The 3,833-nt window shown below is 57.7% G+C and carries 3 protein-coding genes; all 3 read left to right on the forward strand.

Translation table 11 applies throughout. From position 1 onward, the window contains the following. The first annotated feature begins 98 nt into the window (after positions 1-98). On the forward strand, positions 99-1,085 hold the full coding sequence (locus tag CO666_RS33155; RefSeq protein ID WP_097616173.1) for a LacI family DNA-binding transcriptional regulator: 987 nt from the start codon (positions 99-101) through the stop codon (positions 1,083-1,085). A gap of 82 nt (positions 1,086-1,167) precedes the next feature. Then, positions 1,168-2,106 carry a substrate-binding domain-containing protein gene (locus CO666_RS33160; RefSeq protein ID WP_097616175.1) on the forward strand — a complete coding sequence of 313 codons (939 nt, stop codon included), beginning with the start codon at positions 1,168-1,170 and terminating at the stop codon, positions 2,104-2,106. Between the two features lie 76 nt (positions 2,107-2,182). Then, complete coding sequence (locus CO666_RS33165; RefSeq protein WP_097616177.1) at positions 2,183-3,727, forward strand: sugar ABC transporter ATP-binding protein; 1,545 nt, start codon at positions 2,183-2,185, stop codon at positions 3,725-3,727. Positions 3,728-3,833 lie beyond the last annotated feature (106 nt).

Here is a 3,833-nt window from a genome sequence, read left to right on the forward strand (position 1 = left end):
CTCGTCGACGCCGCAAATGCCAAGGCTAAAACAACAAAATAAGCGATAGCTTACAATCGCGATGTAATCGTTGACATTCGAATACTCGGGACTGCGATATGACGAAACCACCAACCATACGTGATGTCGCACGTCTCTCGGGCGTCTCGACCGCGACAGTCTCGCGTTACTTCTCCGGAAAGGCCGACGCGATCGCTCCTCGCACGATCGAGAGCGTCCGCCAAGCGGCGAAGTCCCTGGGCTATACCCCCTCGGAAATCGGCCGGTCTTTACGCCTTGCTCAAAGCCGCGTCGTGGTCATGCTTGTGCCGGACGCGACCAACCATTTCACCGCCGACATCGCTGTCTCGGTGGAAAGCGCCCTCAAGGGCATTGGCCTGTCGATGGTTCTGGCAAACACCGGCGAAAACGCCGCGCAGCAAGATCGCCTTCTCGCTGACGCGCAAGGACTGCGCGCACGAGCAATCGTATTGCAGGGTGCGATCGACACGCCAAGGCTCCGGGAACTGGTGGCAAAGCAGGGCAACCTGATCTTCGCAAACCGGCGGCCGGCTCAGGGAATTGTCGCCCCTTATGTGGGAATCGACAACTTTCAGGCCGGGCTGGCAGTGGGGCGCTACTTCATTGAGCGTGGCTATGAGAACTGGGTCGCGATCCACGGCCCGCGTCATTATTTTGGTAGTACTGCGAGACTTGACGGTTTCGTTTCTGGCGTGGGCGATGCCTCGCGCGTGCTGCAGCTCGAGAGCCCCTACACGATGCAGGCCGGCTACGAGCATGCCTGCCGACTTCTCGACCTCGAACCGAAGAAATACAGCGTCTTCTGCGCAAACGACATGATCGCCTACGGTTTCTACCGGGCGGCTATGGAGCGCAATCTTCGTGTGCCCGACGACCTTGTCATATTCGGCTTTGACGACAACCGATTGAACGAGTGGTTGGCCCCCTGGTTGACCACCGTAAAGGTACCGGCACTCGAATTCGGTCCGGCGATCGCCAAGTTGATCGAAACGCCCAAACCCGGTTTCGAAGACGGTCGAAGTATCATTTTGCCATTCGAGCTGAAGGTTCGGCAATCCGCCTGAACCAAGAGACGTCCTCGGTGGAGGTGGACGTTCCGGACAAACAATCGGGTGCTGCCGGACACCCTTTAAAGGGGAATAGATGATGAACCGAATGATTATTCTGACAGCGTCCATGGCATTTCTTGGATCGACAGCCTTCGCCGGCGACATCGGCGTTAGCATCTCTCACAGCGATTCAAACCTTGCCGTACTGGTCAAGGGTATCAAGGACAAGGCTGCACAATCAAACCAGCCGCTGCAGATCGAGTTTGCTGAAGGCGATGTCAATCGCCAACTGTCGCAGGTGCAGAACTTCATCGCTGCTAAGGTCGACGCCATTATCGTCAACACAGTCGAGACGTCCGCGACGCCAACCATGACGAAACTTGCAGCCGACGCCGGCATCCCGCTCGTCTACGTCAACAATACGCCTAGCGACGTCCACGAGCTCGGCCCGAAAGCGGCGTTCGTCGGCTCGGACGAGAAGGTTGCCGGCACCTTGGAAGCACAGGAAGTTTGCCGTGTTCTCAAGGAGCGTGGAAAGGGCGATTCTGCCGATATTCTGATCATCCAGGGCGTGCTTGCCAACGAAACGGCGGTGCTGCGCAGCCAGGCCGTGCACGAGGTTGCCGCAACGGCCGAATGCAACTTCATGAAGATCATCGACGAGCAGTCGGCAAACTGGGATCCGGTTAAGGCACAGGATCTGGTGACGAACTGGATCACCGCCGGATACAAACCGGCCGCGATCATCTCGAACAATGACGAGATGGCGATCGGCGCCATCAATTCGCTCAAAGCATCCGGCCTGGACGCCTCGCAGGTGATCGTCGCCGGCGTCGATGCCACGAAGGAAGCGATGCAATACATGAAGAACGGGGATCTGCAGGTTACCGTCTTTCAGGATGCGATCGGACAGGGCGCCGGATCGCTCGAGGTGGCCATGAAGCTCGCAAAGGGTGAGAAAGTCGAATCGCCGCTCTGGATTCCCTACGAGCTGGTCAATCCCGCAAACGTCGAAAGCTATCTCAGCAAGAACTAGCGCCAAATGAACAGGCAGGCGCGCCGTCGGCGCGTCTGCCAGCCTCAGCAGACGGGTCACGGAAGGGTTTGGTTACATGACGAAGGTTTCCCCCTCAACTATCAAAGCCGTAAGAGAGAGCGGGGCCGTTCCAACAGCCGAATTTCTCCTGCAGGTCGAAAACGTCCGCAAGGAATTCGCCGGGAACGTTGCCCTCGACAACGTCTCCTTCCGGCTTCGTCGCGGCACCGTTCACGCGCTCATGGGCGAGAACGGCGCGGGCAAGTCAACCTTGATGAAGATCATCGCCGGCATCTACACGCCCGATGCGGGGGACTTTTATCTCAACAACGTGCCGATCAAGCTGCGCAGTCCGCTCGACGCACTCGACAACGGTATTGCGATGATTCACCAGGAACTCAACCTGATGAACCACATGACGATCGCGGAAAATATCTGGATCCGCCGCGAACCGCGAAATCGCTTCGGTCTTGTCGATCATCAGGAACTGCGTGCCGGCACACATCGCCTGTTCAAGGAGCTTGGAATTGATCTCGACCCCGACGAGAGAGTGGGGCAGTTGTCGGTGGCGAGCCGGCAGATGGTCGAGATCGCCAAGGCCGTCTCCTACCAGTCAGACGTCCTCATCATGGACGAACCGACGTCGGCGCTGACCGAACGTGAAGTCGAGCACCTGTTTCGCATCATTCGCACGCTGAGGGAACAAGGCAAGGGTATCATCTACATCACGCATAAGATGAACGAGCTGTTTGAGATTGCCGATGAGGTATCGATCTTCAGGGACGGCCGGCACATCGCGACCAAGGCCTCCAGGGAGCTGACGCGCGACGAAGTCATTCGCATGATGGTCGGGCGCGAAATCTCCCAGATGTTTCCCAAGGTGGAATCGAAGATCGGAGAGGTTGTTCTCAGCGTCCGAAATCTCGGCCTGAAGGGTGTGTTCGAAGACGTATCGTTCGATCTTCATGCCGGCGAAATCCTCGGGATAGCCGGACTGGTCGGCGCCGGCCGCTCCAATATCGCGGAAACGATCTTCGGTGTGACGCCCGCAACTTCGGGAAGCATCGCCATTGGCGGCAAGGAGATCAAGATCACCTCTCCGAGCATCGCCATGGAGAATGGCATGGCGTTCCTCACCGAAGACCGCAAGGAATCGGGCTGTTTCTTGCTGTTGGACATCCAACAGAACATGCAGTTGGCCGCGCTTCATGGTGGGTATGTCAAACACGGTTTCGTGCAGCAGAAGCGCCTTTCCGAAGAATGCGAAGAGATGAAAACCACGCTACGCGTGAAAACCCCAAGCATGGGTGAGAAGATCCTCAACCTTTCGGGCGGCAACCAGCAGAAGGTGCTGATCGGCCGCTGGCTGCTGACAAAACCCAAGGTGCTTATCCTCGATGAACCAACCCGCGGGATCGATGTCGGCGCCAAGGCGGAGATTCATCGAATGATCTCCACACTCGCTTCTACAGGTGTCGCCGTCATCATGATCTCCTCCGAACTTCCGGAGATTCTTGGCATGAGCGACCGCATCGTCACGATCCGCCAGGGACGGCTGGCGGGCATCCTCGACCGCGCGGACGCGGACCAGGTCAAGATCATGGAGCTCGCCGCACAATGACCACAACTTCTGACGCCGCAGGATTGACAGTTAAGCGGAAGTTCAAGAGCGAGATGTCGATGGCCTTTGTGCTTGTCGGCATCGCGCTGATCTTCGAGGTGCTTGG

Origin of the sequence: Rhizobium chutanense (genome assembly GCF_002531935.1) — a bacterium.
In the GTDB taxonomy this organism is placed as follows: Bacteria; Pseudomonadota; Alphaproteobacteria; order Rhizobiales; family Rhizobiaceae; genus Rhizobium; species Rhizobium chutanense.